We start from the raw sequence: 21,662 nt of genomic DNA, 5'->3' as shown, positions 1-21,662 counted from the left end.
ACCTTTTTGGGGGTTCTATTTAAGATCATGAGTCCTTTTTATACTTTCAACTAGATTTAACCCTGCTGCACGAAGAAAGGAAACGTCCATTCCGATGGTAAAGTATTGGATTCCCTGCTTTGACCAATATTCCACCTGCTCTTGATTACTAACATGTATACCAACCAATATGCCACGGCCTCTTATTTTTTTCACCATCGACAAAATCGCCTCCTGTACAGCCGGAGCTTCTATTTGCCCCGGATAGCCCAGTGCCTGAGAAAGATCCAAAGGCCCAATATAGATAATATCAATTCCAGGGACATTCAATATTTCGTCTAGATTCTCAAGGCCTGCTCTTGATTCAATCTGCGCTAAGACTAAAGTTTTGTAACTCGCTTGCTTCATATGATCATCAAGGCCAATTACTCCCCAGTCATTTGCGCGCACAGGTCCGCCAATCCCTCGTTCTCCATGAGGGCTATACCTTACACCTTTGAGTAGAGAACGGCATTGTTCGGCCGTTTCCATACGAGGAAGAATGAGCATGGAGATGCCTATGTCCATTAAACGATATAAGTCTGCTGGATTTTGAGTGGCCGTTCTTACGGCAAGAGGGATCTGCTGCTTATATCCAGCGAGGACCATATGGTCGAGTGTTGCCCAATCGATAGGGCTATGTTCCAGGTCAAGGTGAAGAAAATCCATTCCAGTATGGCCAAGCACCTCTACAACAATGGGCGAAGGGATTCTCACCCATGTTCCAAAAACGGCTTGTCCGTTCATTAATCTCGTTCTTAAATTCTCCTCTAGCATACTATCTTATCCCATCCTTCCAGTTCTACTACTAGTTTCCTAATTATACCATATACTCGTGACATCCACACCTTTCCATAGTATAATAGGGAACAACTTTTGATTTGTAAATTATCTTTAAAAAGGAGAAAACAATGAACAAATTGAATGATAAAGAGATTTTCGCCTCTCTCTTTATCCTCCAGTTGGTTGCATCGTTTTTAGTTTATGTGGGACATTTCACAGCAAGCTTGACCCACCTGACGCCGCCTACTCTCTGGGAAAGCGCACTAAACCAAACCGCCCGCTACGGGACAGTGCTATTGGCTATCGTTACCGGTTTTTTCACAGCTCATAGTCTCCATGGAAAAAAAGCAAAAGCATCCTCTTTCTTTAAAGGCAAACTTTTCTATCTCTTTATTCCTTTTTTGCTAGCTGGCGCTGCATACCACAAGGTTCTCCATGGGGCTTGGCCGCATTTTCAGCATCATTTTGAAAATATTTTACTTGGAAATACAGGTAGGCATCTCTACTTTGTCTTTATGCTTCTTCAATACTACCTTTTTGCTTTTTTATTTCGAAGACTGATTACCAAGAGGACTATTCTTTTCTTTATTCCTTGTTTTGTGATAGCTCAATATACCTTTATTCAAGCTTATCCAGGCTGGTATGACTTAAATGTCCGGCATTTTTTCCCGACTTGGATTTTTACGATCTATACGGGGCATCTCCTCTATTGGTACCGGTTGGAAATTCTACGTTTTCTAAATACTAATAAGAAGACCCTTGCTTTTTTGATGCTGGGCTTCACTGGCAGCTGGTTCTATTTCGTTTTATCCAAACCACTTTTTGTGGCTAATCATCTTTCGTTTGTCTTTTCTAGTCTAGTTTTATTGTTGCTCTCATGGACGATCATTTCGAGGATGATCCATATTGTCGATGTTCCCTTCCAGAAAGGGATGTCGTTCTATATATTCTTAAGCCACTCGATATTTATTAATCTTGCGAATCAACATTTTTTATATAAATATGAACTAACGGATTGGCTAGTCCAGAGCAAATCCTTCTACCTCCTGTATTCGATGGCCATCTTCCTGCTCACACTGGTATGCTGTTATGCACTGGCTCGGGTGGTTAATGGGTGGGTGTCCAAGAGACAAAAGCGGAACAAACGTAAGCATCCACATTCAGCGGCGGTTTAAATTAGGCGTTGGCGGAAAAAGTCCCGCTATTTCTGTGGAACATATGAAAAATTTGTGTTCCACGGAAAAAGCGGGAAGAATTCAAATGAACAAGAACTGTACCCGTTAATCTTATTTCACGATTAACATCGTAAGAATTTCATCTTGCACATACGTTTTCCCGTTGATGATTTCGGGTGCCACCTCAAAGTATCTAAGACTTCGATTAAATCCATAGGCTTTCTCACTAATGGAAATGGTAAAAGATTGATTCTGTTTCCTAAGGGTTACTATCTGCGAGGATGGATCCCATTCCACATTATACCCTGCGTGTTCCGCTATCTTTCGAAGCGGAATCATCCTCATTCCTTCTTTCACGTAATGGTCTTCACCGATAAGCTGTTCAACTTCAATCGGCCTCTCTGCTTGATCATCTAGGGCAATAATCTTCTTAGGTGACGTCTGGGCGGGAATGCTTTTAGTCGTAAAGGTATAAAACACGATGAGTTCTTTTCCTTGTAGGTCATCTTTCTTGATGGGTTCGCCTTGCTCATTAAGCAGAATGGTATCTTGTGAAAGATTGAGTTTGAGCTCTTGATCAAGACTTAGGAATTGTTCATCAAACTTTGAAACTTTGACTTCACCGATTTCTTTGTCGCGAACCAATATGATTTCTGGTGCAGCGGTAGCTGGATAGATCAAGGGTACCGGTTTATGTTTATCATAGTATACTTCGATGTTTACCCCTCTTTGCAGTGCCTGGTATTCTAGTTTTTCCGTTGTGCTGTTACTAAACATGAGAACTCCATGGGATACCGGAAAAACCATCTGCATGTCGTTCTCTGGATTCTTAACGATGAAGGTAAGGGATTGATCGGTTTGCTTTACTTCGGTAACTATGCCTGAAAATTTTATGTACCTTGATGCTTCGACTCGTTGTGCTGCTTGCACCGTTTGAATATGAAGTTGCTCTACTGTGCCCAAATTGGAGGCCATTACGTTGGTAGCCCAACCAATAGAACCTGTTAGTAAAGTGGCGATGAGTAATCCTGCTCCTGCTGATTTTTTCATGTTTTCACTCCTTGAATGTTTTTCGTACAAACTAATTGACGGTTGGTTTTTCCAAAAGGTTGCATGGGTATTCCCCATGTGAGCATGGACTATACTAGGAATGGTGATAACTATGCAATGTCGATCAAGCAAGGAATTAAACGAATTTGTAATGGAAGCGAGAAAATTTACTCAGCATGGTAAGGTAGCAGACTATATTCCGGCTCTCGGGAGAGCAGATCCGGATGATTTGGCGATAGCGATTCACTATCCCGACGGTCAATGTGTTTCTGCAGGAGATATCCAAAAAACTTTTACGCTCCAAAGTATCTCCAAAGTGATCAGCTTGGCCCTTGTTCTGATGGATCGAGGATTCGACTATGTGTTTAAACGTGTGGGGATGGAACCGACAGGAGATCCTTTTAACTCCATTATCAAATTGGAGACCGTCAATCCTGCACGACCGTTAAATCCGATGATTAACGCGGGGGCGCTGGTGGTGACACATATGATTAAAGGTGCTTCAGTGGAAGAAAAATTTCAACGACTCTTAGCTTTTGTACAGGAGATGGCCAACGATTCGACCATTGGATATAGCTCAGAAGTGGCACAATCGGAGTTTGAAACCGCTCATTTGAATCGGGCGTTAGCCTATTTTTTAAAGCAGCATAAAAGTTTAGATGAGGATGTAGAAGAACTCATGAACCTTTATACGAAGCAGTGCGCTATCGAAATGAATTGCCTGGACTTGGCCCGGATCGGCATGGTGTTCGCCATGGATGGTGCGGATCCGTTGAGCGGCAAGCAAGTTATTCCGATCGACATCGCTCGTATTTGCAAAACCTTTATGGTAACCTGCGGAATGTACAATGCTTCTGGAGAGTTTGCGATCAAAATTGGAATTCCGGCTAAAAGCGGCGTATCCGGCGGAATCATGGGGGCCGTACCCGGGAAGTTTGGGATCGGCATTTTTGGGCCTTCGTTAAATGAACAAGGGAATAGTATGGCAGGCATCAGGTTATTGGAGCTGTTATCCAAGAATTTTCATCTGAGCATGTTTTGAACAAATTAGGAAAAGACTTCCCCCCTTCTGTTAAAGGGCAAGAAGTCTTTTCCAACTGTTTGCACGTATCTTACTTTAGTACCCCAATTTCTTTATATAAACGCTGCGCGCCAGTATGCAATGGCATGTCTCCTGTCTTCGTCATCCCTTCCGGCGTAAGTTCAGCTAAGGCATTGTGAATCGTCTTTAGATAATCGAGATTTTCTGTCATGGACTTCGTCACTTGATAGATGGTTTCCTCTGGGACGTCGGAACTGGTTACCAGTTGAACATACAATTCAATCGTCTTATAATCTTCTTTCAAGAAGCTGTACGTACCTGCTGGAATGGTATTGATTGGCATTCCCCACTGTTCACCTGCTTTGACAAGCGCCTCATCTTTAACTGGAATCAACTGAAGCGGAACGCTGGTGCTTGTTTCAATTAAGTAGGTTTCTGGAGCCTTAATTACAGGGAAGTAAAGGTCCAATCGTCCGTCTCGGAACAGATCCATGCTTTCACCAGAAGAGCTGTACAGAACCTTCCCTCCCCATGATTCAATGTCCGCATAAGTCACACCATACGCCTCGAAAACGGACTGGGCGATCAGATCCTGAATCGTCCCTTTTTTATTAACGGACACGCGGATCGGAAGTTTTTTCTCCACAATCTCGTCAATAGACTTGAATGATGCATCTTGCCTTGCGACCACCTGCAGTAATCCCGGGTAAAGGGAAGCGACCACTTGCACATTGTCCAAAGGAGATTTAAACGGTTCCTCTCCGTTGAGCGCTTGTTTTACAATCGGACTATGAGCCATGCCCAACGCAACCATTCCACCGGCTACAGCTGCAGTGTTTGCTCCATCCTGTCCCGGTTCATAGCTGAAAGTGGAGCCCGGAAACGCTCGGCGGATCGACTCCCCGATCCCTTCCCCAATCGCGGTCCAAGAACCACCGCTGGATCCCCCCGCTAAGGTTAGATTCAGCGGTGCCGCAGCAGGTTTTTCGGCAGGAGCGGAAGGGGATTCTGTCTGGGGCGCAGCTCCTGAATTCCCATTACTCCCTTGTGAGGTTGTTGTACCCGTACTTCCAGAACCCCCGCATGCTGTCATCGCCACAAATATCGCTCCTGTAAGGACGGAAACCAATCCACGCTTCCAATTTTTCTTCATCGTCATTCCTCCTGAGATAGTTTTAGTGGATTTAATTGGCTTGAGACTGTGTAACTTCCGAATGAATGATAGATTGATTCGTCCGGCTCTTGCGAAGGTAGACAGCCCCTGCAACAAAAACCGCTAAACCGATAACATCGGTTCCCCATCCGGGGTAAATCATGATCAGCCCAGAAAGGATATATAACACTCTGAGGATAGGCGGAACATTAGAGTAGAGCCAACCTTCGATTCCTGCAGATAATGCGATCGTACCGATAGCCGAGGTTAGCACAGCCATAATCACTTCCTGAGGTGACGCCATGAGCAATAGTGCCGGCTGGTAGACAAACATAAACGGGATGATGAATCCCATGATGCCGAGACGGACTGATGTCCAACCGATATTCCAGGGACTTCCTTGCGCAATACCCGCTGCGGCATAGGCTGCGACCGCGACAGGTGGTGTAATCGCAGAAAGTACTGAAAAATACACAACGAACAGATGGGCGGCCATCATAGATATCCCCATTTCTATCAAAGCTGGAACGGCTAATACAGCAGTCAGTACGTAAGCTGCAGATACGGGCATGCCCATTCCGAGGATGATACAGATGATCGCCGTTAATGCCAGAGCAAAAAATATCTGTCCCCCGCTAAACCCTAGAACAAGGGATGAGAATTTCCCACCGAGTCCTGTCACCGTTATGCCGCCAATGACAAGTCCCGCGCCGGCGCATGCTGCCGAAACTAACACAGCCATGCGTCCACCGCTTTCCAATGCTCTTAAAATGCTCCGCCATCCCATTCGATTCTCTTTGCGAAACCAGCTGATAACCACGATGGAAAGGATAGACAGAACAGCAACATAGGAAGGAGATCGCCCCATCACGAGCAGAGCAACGAGAATCCCTAGTGGGAGGAAGTGATGAAAACCTTCTTTTAAAGTCGCTCCCAGAGCAGGCACCTCTTCTTCAGGCAGCCCTTTCATTCCTGTTCGCTTCGCTTTAAAGTGAACCATACATAATAAAGCACCATAGTAAAGAAGGGCGGGAAGGATGGCAGCGATTACAATTTGCCCATACGAAATCCCGGTCATTTCAGCCATTAGGAAGACCGCAGCCCCCATTACAGGTGGAAGAATGCTGCCACCTGTGGAAGCTACTGATTCTACCGCCCCTGCATAGTTTGCCGGATAACCTAAACGCTTCATCATTGGTATCGTAAAGGCTCCGGTTGTAACCACGTTTGCTGTAGGGCTGCCGTTAATGGTTCCGAGAAAAGCGCTGCTCAGGACGCCAATCTTTGCTGGACCTCCGGCACTTCGACCTGCCAAGGCGCTGGTGAATTTAAAGAAAAAGTCAGCCGCTCCCGATTCCTGCAAAAACGCCCCAAACAGTACAAACAAAAATACATAGGTGGAAGCTACCGCAATCGGGGAACTGAAAAATCCGTTGACCGTAAAGACAAATTGATCGACCATCATATTCATATCAATGTATCGGTGGCCAAAAGTTCCCTGGATCAGATGACCACCTAATGTGTAGGCCAAAAACATGATAATAATAAGCGTTAAGCCTAATCCTAACGTTCTCCTCACTACCTCCAGGCAGATCAGGATCATGACGATCCCTAACGTTACATCCACCGCTGTCAGTGGATCAACCAGTGCCCAGCGTGTCGTGATTCTCTCGGCATGGACAAAAAAGTAGGCACCAAAAGCTATGGAAACGACAGCCATGAGCAAGTCATGCCAAGGCACTCGGTCATTTGCCCGTTGATTGGGATTGTAGAGAATTACAGCCATGGCAATGATGACACTAAGGAATACCGCCCGATAGATCAAAGGATCCAAATTCCCGTATCTTGCCGACCACATAACAAAAAGAGAAAGCATAATGGCTGAAGCAGCAATCAATCGATTCAGCCCTCCTTGGAGCTTCCTCGCTGAACCTTCCTCAAAGAAAAGCATGAGCGTTTTCAAAGGTTTTTCCCTCCTTTCCAATTAGTCTTGGACGGCCACTTGATGAGACAGGTAAATCTCTTTTTTAGTTTCAGAAGATTCCAACACGGCTAGACACACTTCTAGATTGGCTAACCCCCACCTGCCATCATGAACCGGAGGAATATCCTGGTGAATCGCTTGATAAAGCTCAGAGATCATGACATCCCGACCGGTTTCCTCCGGCAGCGCGATTTCATAGCGGCGATCCTCCGCATAAACCAGCAAGCCATTTGGCGATTGGCGAATATCCCCCCTTTCGCAGCTTACAAGGGTAAATCCAAAGAAGGGTTGATGAAAGGTTTCGTCAGCATATTTTTTGGCCTTTGTCCCTCCGTAGCCTTTTTCTGTTTTTAACGCGGTCTCGGTTGCTGTGTCCATCTGTTTTATCGTTCGCCGGGAAAATCCATACTCTTGATTCTTCACCGACGGACCTCCTTCGCCGATGCCAAAGGTTAACTCTGTCGTATGGAAATGGTCATACCCGTTGTAGACCGCCGTTGCGGCAACGCCACTCTCAAATTCTAGAAAAGCAGTATGTGCTCCTTGGGTTGTCCGTTCAGGATCCCATATTCCGGCCATGGCCCTGACACTCCGAACCTTGCCTCCCGCAATATAGCGGATAATATCAAATTGGTGTGATCCCTGACGGTAGGTGACCCCTCCTCCCAATTCAGTGTTCAACTCGTCCGGCGTTCGCGGACGATAGATCCAGTCATTGAAATACCAATTATGCAGCATCTTAAGCGAACCCAGCTCCCCGCTTCTTACAATTTCTCTGATCTTGCGGATAGGAGGCTCAAAGCTGTGGGAATGACCCACGATCATATGCACCCCGTTCTTCTCCGCCAGATGAATTAACGCCTGGGCCTCTTCAAGGGTAACCGCAATGGGCTTTTCCACGAGGATATGCTTCTGGTGCTCTGCCGCAATTTTTACATGTTCACTATGCAGTTCCGTTGGGCTGGCAATATACACGGCATCCACATTTTTGCTTTTGCACAAGTCTTCGACGGAATAGTAATGTTCGGCCTGATAATCTGCCGCAAACTTTTCCAATCTTTCCTTATTCCGTCCACAGGCCGCTGTAACCTTCACCTGCGGGTTTCTGGAAATCGCAGGAAGCAATGAGCTTCCCGCGTTTCCCAATCCAACGATTCCTATTCGCAGCATATGATCTGACAAGTTGCTGGTCCCTCCTTTGGGCCTTATTCGGGTATTTCCGTCGTTGTCACCCGCTTGATCTCCGTAATCTCCCCTCGCCAACCGCATACATGGCACCAAGTAAAGCAAACATTGTGCTCTCCTTGCCAATATTCAATGACGATGCTTTCTTTTTGTTCGACGGAATGTCCGCAGCAGGGACAGAACCGTACGGCTGAATGGTAGTCTGGGCGGATCATTTGACCCCCGCCTTACTGAACAAATCAATGAGCTCCTCGACAATCGGGGCAAAACGGGTCTGGAATCTCATCGTGATACTTTCAAATCCATCGCTGAAATGGTGTTTTTTACGTTCCAGCGGCAAGACGATGCACTTGTTTTTCTCTGGATCACGGACGGTTCCCAGCGGATCTTCCCCTCGTTCCACTCTAGCAATCTCTTCCTTTAGAAGCTGTCGATACATTATAATCCCTTTGTCCGTTGTACCTAATTTCTCTGTTGTTCGATCTGCAATTTCACCCTGGGTAATCCAGCACATAATATCCTGACCATCAATATAATCCGTCAGAAACTCCCCATTTTCATCTTTATAGGGCACATCATACACGCATGGTTCTTGCAAATGCGGCGGAATGTCTACATCTGGACCTGGAACATAGGCGTTATACCAAACATGCCAGGTGTGTGTATCATCTATCGGAATCCGGAGCTGAAAGGCATAGGTTCCTAGCCCACCACTTCCTACGGCTAAGGTGTAAGGGAATACGACTGGATGTCCGACGCGCCAATCATCCTCGAGCTCACTTTGGCCTTTGAGAACCCTGCGTTTAATGACGCCATATTCAAATTTATCAAATCCAATCTTTTCATGCTCCCGCAGAAAGGCATCTTTGAATCCCTGTCCCTTTTGGGATAAAAGATAGGCATGGTAATGGCCATGGAGCCACTCCGTATGAATGGGATCAAGAGAATTCTCCATAATCTGCAGCCAATTCACAGGCAAGACTGCTTGACCGATTAAGCGGATGGCATTCTCTGCAACATAGCCGTCAAGGCGGGGAAGCAAGGGAGCCGGCTGTGGCCCCATATAAGTCCAGATGAGTCCTCCCATTTCTTGGACAGGGTAGGCCGTAATCTTAATGCGTTCTTTAAACGTGCTATCTTTCGGCTCATTGGGTTGATCCGTACATTGTCCTTTCCGGTTAAAACACCATCCGTGATATTGGCAGCGAAGGCCTTCTTCCTCAGGTATCCCATAGACCATGGATACTCCCCGATGCGGGCAACGCTCCTGCACTAATCCGAAGTTGCCGGAACGGTCCCGGAACAACACCAGATCTTCACCCAAAATTCGTACCTTTTTCGTTGATTTAGTTTTCATATCTTCCGGAATTCCAACGGGTATCCAGTATCTACGGAATAAGTTTCCCATCGGCGTGTTAGGTCCAACCTCCGTTAGAATTTGATTCTGCTCCTGACTTAACATAGATAAACCCCCTTAAAAAGTTAATAGTTTGACTAGGAAACGACGGCTTTGCTTTCAAGATTTAACAAGGTGCCTTCTTTTTCTGCTTTTTCCTCGTAGTACCTCCACACCTTTTGCACAATACTTGTGGACCATGAGGTTTGTTTTGTCATTAAGAGGTTTTCTCCCTCAATGACCTTGAGTGGCTTACCAAGCAAGGAAGCGTAATATTGCTTCTTCGCATTTTCCTCCAAGTATACGGCTCGGGCAAAAGCAGTCGGGATATCCTCCCCTATTACCACATTGCCATGGTTCCGAAGCTGGACATAATCACGGTTGCCTAACACCTCAGCCAGCTCTTCACCCAACTGGGGAGTATTCACAAGACTTGCATTCTCAAAAAGCGGCCCGGCTTCCACAAAAGCCCCAATCCCAAAAACCGGCTTCAACTCCACATCAGCAATGCCTAGCACGGTTTGGTAATGTGGATGCCCATGTATGATGGATCCTACATTCTTCCGTTTTTGATAGATTTTTGAGTGGATGTGGACCTCACTTGGCGGCTCAATGGAGCTGGAAAGAGGAATCCCATCCAGATTACAAATGGCAACATCCTCTACTGTGATCGAGGCACGACTGGCCTTTCGTGAATTGATAATAAAGCAATCCGTTCCAGGAATTCTAAAGCTAACGTGACCATTCATATCCAACAGTTGAATTCTTTCCAGCATGCGTACCGCTTTGGCCAGCATTCGTTTATGTTGTTGAATATCCGTGTCTACTGGTGACATTCTCAATTCCCCCATTTCCATAGTGGCTACCTGTTAATTTAATCTTACCGGCTTCTCGTTTCGGATGGTAAAACGCATGCCGTATGGAGGAACGTACTGCAAAAATATTTATACTATTTTGCTTTTTATAATAAAAAGCCCCATGATTCCCTGCTGGAACACAGGATCATGGGGCTTGCACTCAAATATTATCCTAGCTTTCGTTGGATAAAGCCTAACTGTTCAGAAACTTGATGGGCTGCTTGGATCACTTGTCTAACCAAAACCGGTTCTCTTTCTTCGGTCAATCTGTGGATTGGTCCGGCAAGAGTAAGTCCGCCGACGATTTGGCTACGATGGTCAAAAATAGGCGCGGCAATGGCAAAGGATCCTTTCACTCGATCATCAGTAGAAATCGAACAGCCCTGCTTTCGAATAAGATACAACTCTCTTTCTAGCTTTTCAGCCTGTTCACCAAGAATGAGTTGCCTTTCTTCCTCCATAAGATAAGCTAAGAGGGCCTTACCAGAAGCCCCGCTCCATAACGCATTTCGCTGCCCAACCTTTACAAAGTTGCGAATTTGCTGAGGACTTTCAACCACCTCAATACAAACCCTTTCATTTTGTTCTGCGATGTTCAGACTAATCGTTTCATCCGTTTCCTCAGAAAGCTTCTTCATAAACGGAATGGCCGTTTCTCTTAGCATGGTATTCGAAATGACGATCGCACCTAAATGGAAAAATTTAAATCCTAAGCTATATCTTTGAGTCTGCCAATCCTGTTTGATATACCCTAGCTGTAAAAGGGTAGATAATAAGCGAAACACCGTGCTCTTGGTTAAACCTGTTTTTTTTGCAATTTCACCAAGGCTAAGCTCTGGTTTCTCAATAGAAAAGCATTCCGTTATCCGAAAAGCCCGCTCAACTGATTGAACCCTTTGTCCTCGTTCATTCATCTTGTCACCACCATTTCCTAATTATTCTAATTAACACTATTATATATAGAGAAATATCATCACGGCGACCTAGTCGTTCCGCTATGCGAAATGCTTTCTTCAAAACTTTACATCCTATAGCATGTTTTGAAGCTGGTGAATCGACAAATTCCGGGGAGTGACAGGCACAATTTGGAAAAAAAGGGAAGGACCCGAGGGATCCTTCCTAAAATGTGAGAGTGTGAGAAATTGAATATCATAGAAGTATCAAGTACTCCATCTTCCTGCCTACTGGTGAAGCAAAAATAGCAGTACTTGCAAAGTACTTATTATATGTGAATGAATACCGGGATGGGTGAGGAGCTTAGGTTTCCCGCAGGTGTCTTAACTCTTCTAAGTTCCATTCTGCCTGTAATGTCGATTGAGTCGCCTAGCCGACGATCTGTTATCCCTGCTGATGTAAGAACAGGGATGGTATGAATGGTTACGCCATTAACCAGGACTCCCTCCTGGACTTTTAGCAGTAGAAGGTGAATCTTTTGATCGGAGACATCACTATAAGGACGTTGATGAACAATTTCTCCCCTTATTTTCATCGGTTTGGCTCTCCCTTTCGATTCTCTATTTAATAAACCATCTCTTATTTCGCAAGCGAGTCGGTTGACTGGCTAACGGAGTTACCTTAGCGGTGTATTCTTCATGATAGCAATCGATACAAAGCGAAGACTTTTCCTCAAACTCGAAACGACTTAATTTTAACCCACAGTGGATACATTTTTTATCGACTAATGCTAGGTTCAATGCTCTTCACCCTTTCCTTGAATATATGAGGGTAGGACAGACACGCTATCTGTCCTACCATTTATCTATTTATCTATTTATCTAACTCTCCAACCCGTATCTATATGTTACCCCTCTATGTGGTTCGATTGACTGCAATGCTGACAATGATGAAGCTGTGGGGCTGCTCGTGTGAATAGATTAATTCTCTTGAATCAACAGTTCTGCTGCTACGGTAAAGGAGGCTTCCGTTTTCTCTTTGATTTCGTCCACGCTAACGCCCTCTTGGGTTTCTACGAGAACCATGCCCTCGGAGGTAAAATCAAATACAGCCAAATCCGTAATTAAACGATGGACGACCTGTTGCCCGGTCAACGGCAAGGTGCAGGCCTTTTTCACTTTGGATTCACCGTGCTTATTCGTATGCTCCATTATGACAACCACTTTTTTCGCACCATGAACCAAATCCATGGCTCCACCCATTCCCTTGATCATTTTACCTGGGATCATCCAGTTGGCCAGGTCGCCTTGCTCTGAAACCTCCATGCCCCCTAGGATGGCCAAATCAATATGCCCTCCGCGGATCATGGCAAAAGACTCGGCACTATCAAAGTAAGAAGCGCCAGGGACTGCGGTTACGGTTTCTTTTCCAGCGTTGATTAGATCCGCATCTTCTGATCCTTCTACGGGGTACGGACCGATCCCTAATAAGCCGTTCTCAGATTGGAGCAGGACATTAAACTCACTTGGAATTTCATTGGCGACCAACGTTGGCATTCCGATCCCCAGATTGACGTTCATTCCATCTTCAATTTCCTTCACGGCACGTTTTACGATCGTTAAGCGGACATCTTTCATCGATTTATCTCCTCCATTACCTTCATTCTTTGTAAACGCTTAAGCTTGTTTCACGGTTCTTCTTTCAATTCTCTTTTCATAGTCAGTACCGCATAGGACACGCTGAACATATACGCTAGGGGTATGGATCTCATCAGGGATTAATTGTCCTACTTCAACGATTTCTTCTACCTCCGCAATGGTAATTTTACCGGCTGTGGCAGCCACCGGGTTAAAGTTGCGAGACGTTTTCCGGTAGATAAGGTTTCCAAGCGGATCAGCTTTCCAAGCCTTCACTAACGCAAAATCTCCTACGATCCCCTCTTCTAAGATATATGTTTTTCCGTTAAACACCTTGTGTTCTTTTCCTTCAGCCACAGGAGTCCCCACTCCCGTCGCGGTGTAGAACCCTGGGATGCCAGCCCCGCCTGCCCGGATGCGTTCAGCTAAAGTCCCTTGAGGAACAAGCTCTACTTCTAGCTCCCCACTCAAAAACTGACGTTCGAAGATTTTATTTTCTCCTACATACGAAGAGATCATTTTTTTAATTTGCTTATTAGCCAAGAGAAGTCCTAGTCCCCAATCGTCAACTCCGCAATTGTTGCTCACGATCGTTAAATCCTTAGTTCCTTTTTCGCGCAAAGCCAAGATCGCTTTTTCAGGAATTCCGCACAATCCAAATCCTCCAACAATAATCGTTGCACCGTCTTGTATATCTTGAACGGCTTCTAGCATGGAATCTAACACTTTACTTTTTCCCATTTTATGATCCCCTTCCTGCGACTTGTCTAAAAATTCGAAATGTAACCCTATACTTAGAGTTTACAACAGAGTTTATCAATCGTAAAATGAATATAAATTATCTTTTGTATAACAAAACGGAATAAGTAGGAGAGCTAAATGGAGCTTAGAGACTTAAAGTCTTTTATAGAAGTAGCGAATCATAAGAGCTTTTCAAAGGCCGCATCCCATTCCTATGTATCTCAGCCTGCGCTCAGCAAAGCGGTGAAAAAGATCGAAGAAGAGCTTCATGTCGAACTTTTCGAGCGGTCCAAGCGTGAACTGAAGCTCACGGATGCAGGTAAAATCGTCTACCAACAGGGGGTTAAAGCTCTGTTGCCCCTAACGGAGTTAACGGTGCTATTAGATGAATTAATGAACATCGAAGCAGGGGAAATTAAAATCGGGATCCCTCCCCTCATCGGGACTTTGTTTTTTCCTGCCATTGCAAGAATGCTCCATGAAAAGTACCCTAAGGTGTCCTTGGAATTAATAGAGCTTGGGGCCAAACGAATCAGTGAATTGGTAGATCAAGGGCAAATTGATCTAGGTATCATTGTCCTGCCAAACGACCCGAGCAAATTCAATATTACACCTTTTATCAGAGACGAATTTGTATTATTTATACATAAAGATCATGACTTAGCCCAGCAACCGGCGGTTTATTTACATCAATTAAAAGAGGAGCGTTTCATTCTCTTTTCCCAAGAATTTACCCTGCATGACTATATTAGACAAGCCTGTACGGCTGCTGGTTTTACACCGACGGTCTCTTATCGAAGCTCTCAGTGGGATTTAATCATGGAGCTGGTTGCCTCCCGGTTAGGCATCACCATTCTTCCCAAATCCATTTATGATAAGCAAAATAACCCAGACATTAAAATTCTTCCATTAACCGATAGCTCGCTGGTTTGGGAGCTGGGGATGATCACCAAGAAAAATGCTTATCATTCGTTTGCTTTGAGGGAGTTATTGAGACTGCTTGATAGGGGATTGGAGAATCATTATTAAACATAAGGAGCTGACCACATTGTTATATGCAGCATTGTTAACGATCGTTGATGAAGAAATCAATATGAAAGTCCGTCCTGCCCATCTCCGTTACATAGATGAATTGTTTCAACAAGGAAAAGTAGTAATGGCAGGTCCTTTTACCGACCAAAAAGGTGGAATGGTGATTTACCGAGCTCATTCTTATGAAGAAGCAAAAAAGATGGCAGAACAAGACCCCGTAGTGGTTGAAAGGGCTCGAACACTTGAATTGCGGGAGTGGAATCCTTTGTCCTTTCCTTTATCTTAATGACAAAAGCCGAGATTCTTCTTAAGAATGATCGTAACGTTCAGGAATATTTTGTCTAACCTTCTGAATAATCTTATTCTAGGAGATAAGACAAGGGGTGGATCATGTTTATGCCACGTATTCGATTATATTCCCGCAAGGAGTTCTCAGTACCTCTCTATAAGAGGGGACTTTATATTTTGACGGGTTCTATTCTAGCAGCTGTTTCGTTGGAGTTATTTTTGGTGAAAAACGAGGTGATTGATGGCGGGATTGTCGGCATTGCGATCATGCTCTCCTACCTGACGGAAGTCGATCTGGGACTTCTGCTTCTAGCATTAAATGTCCCCTTCTTGCTGCTAGGGTATAAGCTTTTAGGAAAAGCATTTGCAATATTGAGCTTTTATGGTGTCGTTTTGCTCGCGATGGGAATCTTTATCTTACACCCCCTCCCCGTGCTTACCGACAATCCGGCCCTTGCCGTAATAATAGGCGGTGTGTTATTGGGAGGAGGTATCGGGCTCATCATTCGGTATGGGGGTTCGTTGGATGGAACGGAGATTATTGCCATTCTTTTAAGTAAAAAAACGTGTTACACGGTTGGGCAATATATTATGATCTTTAATCTTTTTATTCTAGGCAGCTCAAGTTTCGTTTTTGGCATCTATGAAGCCTTGTATTCTTTAGCAACCTATTTTATTGTATACCAAACAATGGATTTAGTCATTGATTATCCCTAAACTAAAAAGGCCCCAGCCGAAGCTAGGGATAGTAAGGGGGGACTTGTAGTAACAATCGTTATTATTTCATCCTGGCTAAAATTGATCCAAATAAAAAACGACAATTGTTGTCGTTTTTTATTTGGTGCTAAAAGAGAATGCATTGGTAACATTTGTTTATACTTATCCCTATGAAGGTAGTAAAAATGCTTTAGAGGTGATAATGTGAACAAAAAACGTATTCAGATAGCTCAAAAAGACGATAAAAAGTTTGCCCTTCCTCCGCTCTGTCAAGGATGCTTCTGGAGAACAGGTATGGTCTGCATGTTCGGTCATTGTATCAAATCAAGGGAGTGGTGAGTACTCGCTATGAATCAAGAATATAGAGGTATGCTGGAAGAAATAAAACACTCTAAACAAACGATACCTAATCCGAAGACCGGTGAGCTCATGGAGGTTGATACCTTCTCAGGAAAAGAGTTACTCTGGAGAGAAGCAAATGAGGAAAATGACCAATCTTAGAAAAAGCGACTACTTAGTAGTCGCGTCCTTCTATCCCTCTGCACTTCAAAGAGAATCCCAATGTGAAATATGAACTATGACAATCTTTTTATATTGTGTTACAACAACTCTTCAAATTCAGCCAACTCTTGTTTGATTCGTTCCAGGATGAGTTCGACGCATTGTTCAATGGTTTTGGCAAAAATCCTTTTGCCATTGACTAGTGCATAGGGGCTTGTCCGACACAAACCGCAAAGGTTAAGGCATTCCATTCGAATTACCGACACTTCCGGAAATTGGACTTCTAAATTGTCCCAATCATAAGAGGTTATTAGATTCGCATTACATATCTCTACAACGATAATCCCCATTCTTAACACCTACTTTATTTAGGTATGATTCATTTAGTTTTTCCTTAAACTATACCAATAAACGGTTTGGAAGAATTGACATAGTAAATATTTTAGTTTAGTATGTTATTACATTGGTTGTTATAGCAACTTAATTGGAGTGGATTCTTTTGAAATTCTCTTTTCGTGAATATATCGGCATTGTGATTCATCAGACAGATCTAACTCTTACTAATTATGTTAAAGCCAAGCTAGCTCCTTTTAATTTAGCGCCGGAACAGAATCTGATTATGATGCTGCTTTGGGAACAGGACGGACTTAATCAGAATGAGATCGCGGAACAGCTGAATAAAGATAAAACGAATATCGCACGCATGCTATATAATCTGGAGGAAAAAGGCTTCATTCAAAGAATGGCTAGCGAACACGACCGACGTTCTTTGCGCGTTTATCTTACGGAGACCGGCAAGGAATTGAGAGCGTCCATTATGCCAATCGCTGAAGAATTCAATGACTTAGTATGCAAAGGAATATCTGAAGAAGACCTCTTAGTCTTTAAGCGGGTCCTTTCTAAAATCTGTGACAATGTCGAGTAATAATCTTCTTGCTATATAGTTGCTATAACAACTTAGGAATATACAACATGCTGGGGGTAAATAAAATGGCTAAAGTTCTATTTATTAAAGCAAATGACCGACCTGTTGAGCAGGCAGTAAGCGTGAAGCTTTATCAGGCTTTTGTAGAAAGTTATAAGGAGACTCATCCAGAAGACGAGATTTTAGAGCTTGATCTTTTTAAAGAAAATCTTCCCTACTATGGGAATGAGAAAATCACGGCCATGTTTAAGCTTGGAAGAGGAATGGAGCTAACCTCAGTTGAAAAAGAAGCTACAGACCTGGTAAATCAATACTTAAATCAATTCCTTGATGCTGATAAAGTCGTCCTTGCCTTCCCTCTATGGAACTTTACCGTACCGGCTGTGTTGCATACTTACTTAGATTATCTAAGCCAAACAGGCAAGACATTCCGCTACACCCAAGAAGGACCTGTTGGGCTTCTTGCAGATAAAAAAGTGGTTCTGTTAAATGCAAGGGGCGGCGTTTACTCGGAAGGCCCTGCACAATCCGTGGAAATGGCAGTGAAGTATGTCTCGGCTATCTTAAACTTCTGGGGTATCACAGACATCACCACCGTGATTGTGGAAGGACATAATCAGTTCCCGGATCAAGCAGAGGAAATTATTGGTCAAGGTGTACAGCAAGCGGCAAAGGTTGCTTCACAATTCTAAACAACAGCTAAAGGGAAGTAGGATTACTTCCCTTCTTTTTCTATAAGAAATGGGAAATAAGGAATGACTTTATAACAAACAGTGTTTATAGGTTTAATAACGAATTCTTTATTATTGCTTATTTCTACTATCTTTAATGGACCACTGCCATCATAATATACTGGTTTTTCTGGTGCGCTTCCCATGTCACCCCTCCTCCACTCCAATATACCTCATTTAATCTTACTTGGAAATATATGATCCCTTTTAATGATTTTCTTCAGCGGCCATAGCTTCGGCCTTTGTGCTACGCGCGCTAAGCGGTCATAAAAATCTATCGCTTCCGCTTCCCTTTTAACCCCAGTAAGAATAGCTTCAGTTGCCAGTTGACCATTTTGAACGAAGTAGTAAGGATAGTACATCTTGTCATTCCCTTCTTAAGTTTCTAAGACATCATATGCCTATCTTTAGAGAAGGTACTTTTAACGATGCGAGAGATTATTTATTATTGACTTTTTGGTGACTGAAGGAGAAGATGGAAAAAACAGTACAATAACTTGAAAACCAGGAGGAAACAGATGAAAGCGATTCAAATCACAGAATTTGGCGGACCTGAAGTTTTGACATGCACAGAAGTAGCAGAGCCTACTCCAGCTGCAAATGAAGTACGGGTTAAGCTGTACGCTGCAGGCGTGAACCCTAACGAAACCTATATTCGTACTGGTACCTATTCATTCCTAGTTCCCGAATTGCCTTACACACCTGGCTTTGATGGAGCTGGAATTGTGGATGGCGTTGGTGAAGGTGTTGGGCATCTTAAGGTGGGAGACCGTGTTTTTGTAGCAGCCTTGCTAGCAAAGCGCAATACCGGTACCTACGCGCAAAAGGTCGTTTGTGATTCGAACGCTGTCCATAGATTGCCTGAGTCCATCTCCTATCAGGCGGGTGCCGCTCTCGGCATTCCGGCTTTAACGGCTTACCGAGCTTTGTTCCACAGAGCAAAGATTAAGCCAGGCGAGACTGTTTTAATCCACGGCGCAAGCGGTGGTGTTGGAGTATTGGCCGTTCAAATGGCCAAAGGAATCGGAGCGAATGTCATTGGAACAGCAAGTACAGAAGAAGGCAGGTCCTTGGTAAAGGCCTCAGGAGCCGCCCATGCACTTAATCATATTACGGAGAACTCCATCGATAAAATCCTATCGTTAACAAACGGAAAAGGACCGGATGTTATTATTGAGTTTTTGGCTAACGTCAATTTAGAGACGGACCTAAAGATCATTGCCCCATATGGTCGAATTATTATTGTAGGGAACCGCGGCAGCTTGGAAATCAATCCAAGATTGGCTATGATGAAAGAGGCAGATATTCTAGGATTGGCCCTGTTTAATGCCCTGCCGCATGAGTACAATGAGAGCTTGCATGCGGTTGAAGCCTTTCTCGAATCTGGTATTTTACAACCGGAAATTGGCGAGGAATTAGCCTTAGAGGACGTTAGAAAAGCACACGAACAAATCACAAGTCAAAATGCACGTGGGAAAATCGTTCTTTCCATTGATTAAATCTAAAGGAGCCCTTCAGATCAGAGATTTGATTTGAGGGCTTCTTAATTTTATCGCTGATTTGTTAAGGATAGTAGCGGTCAGGCATATCGAGAATTCCCCGCAGCTGAGTGATAGCTCGATGTAAATCAGAATTTTCACGATTACTGAGAGCCATTGTTTCGAGTTCGCTATAGACTTCTCTTAGATCAGACAAGGGGTTCTGCTCAACATTGGATTCGATCGCAGGAGAGACTCTTACGGCTCCATTAGAGAGTAAATCAAACTGATCTTGAGTCATGGTATCGATATTGGATTTGATTTGATGCAGCTTTGCTTTCAAGTGGTCAGGTAACGGTTGGCCACCATTTTCGAATTGACTGATGACTCCTACAAGATAGTCCTTGTTCATTTGCGACACCTCCAATTTTTACTATTTATTAGTATTTCCGTATTAACGAGACTTTAAGCGGTATGCGCAAGCCCCTGACGAATCCAAACAAAAAACCTTTACCACGAGGGTAAAGGTTTGCCTAATTAAACTGATAAGGATGACTGGACCGATATAGGTGGTATCGCTTCGATTGGTTTCGGTTTTTTTATTAATACGCGGGTAATCCTTAGGTTGTCTACCTCGGCGATGATAAATTCAAAGCCTTCAAATTCTACTCTTTGGTTTAACTTAGGGGGTGTCTCCACCTGGGCGTAAACCCATCCCCCGAGGGTGTCGATATTTTCACATTCAATTCTAAAGCCAAAGTAATCATTGACTTCCTCGAGAAGCAAGCGACCATCCACGGAAAACGTATCATTCTCTTTGGGTTCAATAGAAGGACGCTCTTCATCAAACTCGTCTCTAATTTCTCCTACGATTTCTTCGATAATATCCTCAATCGTTAAGAGTCCAGCGGTTCCGCCGTACTCATCTATGACAATGGCCAATTGGGCTCCCTTTTTTTGCATGATTTTAAGTAAAGAACTAATTGGAGTACTTTCTGGTGTGCTGATGACAGGACGAATCAATTTATTTAGATCCCTATCTCCTTTGGATAATGCAGCAAAAAGGTCTTTAATATGAATAAATCCGATAATATTATCCTTATCCGGGTTGCATACGGGATAGCGGGTCATTTGCTCTCGCAGTGCGATCTCCAGATTTTCCTCAAATGTGCTCTGAGCATATAAGCAAATCATGTCCGTCCGTGGAATCATAATTTCTCTTGAATTCCGTTCTGCAAAATCGAAGATGTTATCCATGAGAGCCAATTCTGTTTTATCGATATAACCGCTCTTATGACTTTCTTCCATAAGGATGCGAATTTCTTCTTCCGTATGGGCAGCTTCATGTTCTCCTGCAGGCTGAATGCCAACAAGGCGAAGGAGCCTATTCGCTGTACCATTTAGGAACCAAATAAATGGGTACATCATTTTGTGGAAAGCAATTAATGGCATGGCTGTCCACATGGTTACTCCTTCGGATTTCTGAATCGCCAAAGATTTAGGAGCTAGTTCGCCAAGTACAATGTGAAGGAACGTGATAATGGAAAAAGCAATAGCAAAGGCTGTGGTATGAATCAAATTATTCGAAAAACCGAGGTCTCTCAAAAATGGTTCAATCATCTTTGCGATCGCGGGTTCACCAACCCAACCCAAACCAAGAGAAGACAACGTGATACCCAGTTGACAAGCAGATAAATAGGCATCCAAGTTTTTGGTTAATAGCTGAGCGAATTTTGCCTTTCGGTTCCCTTCCAGAATCAAGCTTTCAAGTCGAGTGTTCCTTACCTTCACCATCGCAAACTCGGCGGCTACGAAGAAACCATTCGCTAATACAAGAAACATCACAAGAATAAGATTAAACAACATCGGCTCAGGGTCCAATGACTTTCTATTTACCCCATATAGGAGTAAATAGTACACCTCCTTTTAAACATGCAGATTTTATTTAATCTTATTTTACCTGAACTTTTTTATTCCTCAAAAGGTGATATAAAGACAAAAAAGCCGATATTAGGACAAATCGGCCGGTTTTTATAGTATACAGGTGTTATGGGGGAGTAGGAGAAGCCGGGAGT

Annotated in this window: 27 protein-coding genes; 9 read left to right on the top strand and 18 right to left on the bottom strand. The window is 43.8% G+C overall.

The annotated features are described in order from the left end of the window. Positions 1–15: 15 nt before the first annotated feature. Complete coding sequence (locus EIZ58_RS05270) at positions 16–795, bottom strand: HpcH/HpaI aldolase family protein (RefSeq protein ID WP_134699437.1); 780 nt, start codon at positions 793–795, stop codon at positions 16–18. A gap of 134 nt (positions 796–929) precedes the next feature. Here EIZ58_RS05270 and EIZ58_RS05265 point away from each other — a divergent pair, with 134 nt between their 5' ends. After that, complete coding sequence (locus tag EIZ58_RS05265) at positions 930–1,976, top strand: acyltransferase family protein (protein ID WP_134699436.1); 1,047 nt, start codon at positions 930–932, stop codon at positions 1,974–1,976. 111 nt (positions 1,977–2,087) lie between these two features. On the opposite strand, the gene EIZ58_RS05260 is transcribed toward EIZ58_RS05265, so the two are convergent. Continuing rightward, entirely contained in the window at positions 2,088–3,026 is a 939-nt protein-coding gene (locus tag EIZ58_RS05260; protein WP_167577506.1) for a copper amine oxidase N-terminal domain-containing protein, read from the bottom strand. A gap of 112 nt (positions 3,027–3,138) precedes the next feature. Between EIZ58_RS05260 and glsA the strand changes: the two genes are divergently transcribed. Then, on the top strand, positions 3,139–4,068 hold the full coding sequence (gene glsA, locus EIZ58_RS05255) for a glutaminase A (protein WP_134699434.1): 930 nt from the start codon (positions 3,139–3,141) through the stop codon (positions 4,066–4,068). Between the two features lie 70 nt (positions 4,069–4,138). Here the strand turns inward: glsA and EIZ58_RS05250 are convergent, their stop codons facing one another. From EIZ58_RS05250 to EIZ58_RS05205, 11 genes are all read right to left on the bottom strand, one after another. Beyond that, positions 4,139–5,221 (bottom strand): TAXI family TRAP transporter solute-binding subunit, encoded by a 1,083-nt coding sequence (locus EIZ58_RS05250; RefSeq protein ID WP_167577505.1) that lies wholly within the window; start codon positions 5,219–5,221, stop codon positions 4,139–4,141. A gap of 31 nt (positions 5,222–5,252) precedes the next feature. Then, positions 5,253–7,184, bottom strand: a complete 1,932-nt coding sequence (locus EIZ58_RS05245) for a TRAP transporter permease (RefSeq protein WP_134699432.1) — start codon at positions 7,182–7,184, stop codon at positions 5,253–5,255. 21 nt (positions 7,185–7,205) lie between these two features. Continuing rightward, on the bottom strand, positions 7,206–8,387 hold the full coding sequence (locus tag EIZ58_RS05240; RefSeq protein WP_240688953.1) for a Gfo/Idh/MocA family oxidoreductase: 1,182 nt from the start codon (positions 8,385–8,387) through the stop codon (positions 7,206–7,208). 23 nt (positions 8,388–8,410) lie between these two features. Next, positions 8,411–8,605, bottom strand: a complete 195-nt coding sequence (locus tag EIZ58_RS33100; protein ID WP_167577405.1) for a hypothetical protein — start codon at positions 8,603–8,605, stop codon at positions 8,411–8,413. Beyond that, positions 8,602–9,852, bottom strand: a complete 1,251-nt coding sequence (locus EIZ58_RS05235; RefSeq protein WP_134699431.1) for a Rieske 2Fe-2S domain-containing protein — start codon at positions 9,850–9,852, stop codon at positions 8,602–8,604. Before EIZ58_RS05235 ends, EIZ58_RS33100 begins: the two co-directional genes overlap by 4 nt. 32 nt (positions 9,853–9,884) lie before the next feature. Continuing rightward, entirely contained in the window at positions 9,885–10,622 is a 738-nt protein-coding gene (locus EIZ58_RS05230; RefSeq protein ID WP_167577503.1) for a class II aldolase/adducin family protein, read from the bottom strand. Between the two features lie 188 nt (positions 10,623–10,810). Then, positions 10,811–11,557: an IclR family transcriptional regulator gene (locus EIZ58_RS05225; protein ID WP_134699429.1), complete on the bottom strand. Its 747-nt coding sequence runs from the start codon at positions 11,555–11,557 to the stop codon at positions 10,811–10,813. A gap of 308 nt (positions 11,558–11,865) precedes the next feature. Next, positions 11,866–12,132: a hypothetical protein gene (locus EIZ58_RS05220; protein ID WP_134699428.1), complete on the bottom strand. Its 267-nt coding sequence runs from the start codon at positions 12,130–12,132 to the stop codon at positions 11,866–11,868. Positions 12,133–12,157: 25 nt separating this feature from the next. Then, entirely contained in the window at positions 12,158–12,337 is a 180-nt protein-coding gene (locus EIZ58_RS05215; protein WP_134699427.1) for a hypothetical protein, read from the bottom strand. A 180-nt stretch (positions 12,338–12,517) separates the two neighbouring features. Then, the gene (locus EIZ58_RS05210) at positions 12,518–13,174 is read right to left on the bottom strand and encodes a 3-oxoacid CoA-transferase subunit B (protein WP_134699426.1); all 657 of its coding nucleotides are present in this window, start codon (positions 13,172–13,174) and stop codon (positions 12,518–12,520) included. Positions 13,175–13,213: 39 nt separating this feature from the next. Next, the gene (locus EIZ58_RS05205; RefSeq protein WP_134699425.1) at positions 13,214–13,915 is read right to left on the bottom strand and encodes a CoA transferase subunit A; all 702 of its coding nucleotides are present in this window, start codon (positions 13,913–13,915) and stop codon (positions 13,214–13,216) included. A gap of 138 nt (positions 13,916–14,053) precedes the next feature. On the opposite strand from EIZ58_RS05205, the gene EIZ58_RS05200 reads away from it, so the two are divergent. The 4 genes from EIZ58_RS05200 (at position 14,054) to EIZ58_RS33095 (ending at position 16,453) form a co-directional block, all read left to right on the top strand. Next, positions 14,054–14,944, top strand: a complete 891-nt coding sequence (locus EIZ58_RS05200) for a LysR family transcriptional regulator (protein WP_134699424.1) — start codon at positions 14,054–14,056, stop codon at positions 14,942–14,944. A 19-nt stretch (positions 14,945–14,963) separates the two neighbouring features. Further along, positions 14,964–15,233, top strand: coding sequence for a YciI family protein (locus tag EIZ58_RS05195; protein ID WP_134699423.1), 270 nt, complete (start codon positions 14,964–14,966; stop codon positions 15,231–15,233). Between the two features lie 110 nt (positions 15,234–15,343). Next, positions 15,344–15,952 carry a YitT family protein gene (locus EIZ58_RS05190; protein WP_240688952.1) on the top strand — a complete coding sequence of 203 codons (609 nt, stop codon included), beginning with the start codon at positions 15,344–15,346 and terminating at the stop codon, positions 15,950–15,952. Positions 15,953–16,300: 348 nt separating this feature from the next. Beyond that, a complete protein-coding gene (locus EIZ58_RS33095; RefSeq protein WP_167577501.1) occupies positions 16,301–16,453 on the top strand; it encodes a hypothetical protein in 153 nt (50 codons plus the stop codon). 98 nt (positions 16,454–16,551) lie between these two features. Here EIZ58_RS33095 and EIZ58_RS05185 read toward each other — a convergent pair whose 3' ends face one another. Next, positions 16,552–16,803, bottom strand: coding sequence for a YuzB family protein (locus tag EIZ58_RS05185; protein ID WP_134699421.1), 252 nt, complete (start codon positions 16,801–16,803; stop codon positions 16,552–16,554). A gap of 149 nt (positions 16,804–16,952) precedes the next feature. Here EIZ58_RS05185 and EIZ58_RS05180 point away from each other — a divergent pair, with 149 nt between their 5' ends. After that, a complete protein-coding gene (locus EIZ58_RS05180) occupies positions 16,953–17,378 on the top strand; it encodes a MarR family winged helix-turn-helix transcriptional regulator (protein ID WP_134699420.1) in 426 nt (141 codons plus the stop codon). 65 nt (positions 17,379–17,443) lie between these two features. Further along, the gene (locus EIZ58_RS05175; RefSeq protein WP_134699419.1) at positions 17,444–18,070 is read left to right on the top strand and encodes an FMN-dependent NADH-azoreductase; all 627 of its coding nucleotides are present in this window, start codon (positions 17,444–17,446) and stop codon (positions 18,068–18,070) included. Between the two features lie 23 nt (positions 18,071–18,093). Here the strand turns inward: EIZ58_RS05175 and EIZ58_RS33090 are convergent, their stop codons facing one another. Next, the gene (locus EIZ58_RS33090; RefSeq protein WP_167577500.1) at positions 18,094–18,255 is read right to left on the bottom strand and encodes a hypothetical protein; all 162 of its coding nucleotides are present in this window, start codon (positions 18,253–18,255) and stop codon (positions 18,094–18,096) included. 27 nt (positions 18,256–18,282) lie between these two features. Continuing rightward, the gene (locus EIZ58_RS05170) at positions 18,283–18,471 is read right to left on the bottom strand and encodes a hypothetical protein (RefSeq protein ID WP_134699418.1); all 189 of its coding nucleotides are present in this window, start codon (positions 18,469–18,471) and stop codon (positions 18,283–18,285) included. Positions 18,472–18,627: 156 nt separating this feature from the next. On the opposite strand from EIZ58_RS05170, the gene EIZ58_RS05165 reads away from it, so the two are divergent. Then, a complete protein-coding gene (locus EIZ58_RS05165) occupies positions 18,628–19,608 on the top strand; it encodes an NADPH:quinone reductase (RefSeq protein ID WP_134699417.1) in 981 nt (326 codons plus the stop codon). Positions 19,609–19,672: 64 nt separating this feature from the next. Here EIZ58_RS05165 and EIZ58_RS05160 read toward each other — a convergent pair whose 3' ends face one another. Then, positions 19,673–19,999, bottom strand: a complete 327-nt coding sequence (locus tag EIZ58_RS05160; RefSeq protein WP_134699416.1) for a hypothetical protein — start codon at positions 19,997–19,999, stop codon at positions 19,673–19,675. Positions 20,000–20,124: 125 nt separating this feature from the next. Further along, entirely contained in the window at positions 20,125–21,453 is a 1,329-nt protein-coding gene (locus EIZ58_RS05155) for a hemolysin family protein (protein ID WP_134699415.1), read from the bottom strand. Positions 21,454–21,662: the final 209 nt, after the last annotated feature.

The organism is Ammoniphilus sp. YIM 78166 (assembly GCF_004522215.1).
Taxonomy (GTDB): domain Bacteria; phylum Bacillota; class Bacilli; order Aneurinibacillales; family RAOX-1; genus YIM-78166.
Note: the sequence above shows the minus strand (reverse complement) of the source record. Positions and strands in the feature narration are given on the sequence as shown.